Below are 904 nucleotides of genomic sequence, written 5' to 3'. Positions count from 1 at the left end.
CATGGAGACCCACATGCGATCGAAGCCTCGCGAAGATTCTTCAGCAAGTCCTAACTGTCGCAGTGCACCCATCAGAATCGGGTTGCGCGGAATCGATTGGGTGGTCAGAATCCGCTCCTCGGGCACGCCTACGGGGAGGCCACCAGGAGACCATACGGTCAGACTGGTCGGAGACTGATCAACGACGATTGCAGTGGTCGCTCCCCAGTCGCGGTGCGCGAATGCGTTAGAAACAATTTCATCTACAGCAGCCGCAGGAAACGCCGGAATGGGAAACTCTTGCCCGTTCGGGAGCTGCACTCGCGCAATCTCCTGCGACGTGTGAGCCTTAATCAACGCACGTAGCTGTTCTGACGCAGTAATCAACGGTGCGGAGATCTCGGTTACTTTCGGATCGCCACTGGGCACGTCGCGAAGCAAATGTCTCACGACCGTCCGGTTGTGCAGTGGCTGCATGAAGAGAATTTCTGCCGCAAATGTCAGCGCGCCATCGGCCGTAAGCAATCCCAACTCACTGCAGAGTTGAAGACTCGTCTGGGGTACAGGCGAGTCATCACCCAAGGCATGCTTCCGGTTGGCAAGGAGTGCTTTAGCCTGCTCGATTGCCTTAGGGTCGAGATCTTCAGGGCTTCGTCGAGACACAGTAGCGCTCAGGTCAGGGTTCGAACGGGACAGGTGAATACTGCGACGCTCATCCTCCCCCAAAGGAACACAGTTTTTCCCGACGCGTTTACTGGCCTGGCCTTTGGATCGCTGATACAACGCCATCCCCCGCGGGATGCGCAACGCAATCAAACGCTTGCCACAGCGCTCGATTTCAGAAGCTTCGACCTGAATATGAGGCTGCGTCTTGCTGTAAATCTTTTCCACCAACCAATCGCATGAGCGATCAGTACCAGTGAAC

At 56.2% G+C, this 904-nt stretch carries 1 protein-coding gene; it reads right to left on the bottom strand.

Annotated elements, in window-relative coordinates; translation table 11 throughout:
- Positions 1-870: ATP-binding protein (locus ACU8YE_RS23650; RefSeq protein ID WP_446929768.1), on the bottom strand; the 870-nt coding region annotated here is incomplete at its 3' end.
- Between the last annotated feature and the right edge of the window lie 34 nt (positions 871-904).

This window comes from Ralstonia sp. VS2407, from assembly GCF_052950655.1.
Note: the sequence above shows the minus strand (reverse complement) of the source record. Positions and strands in the feature narration are given on the sequence as shown.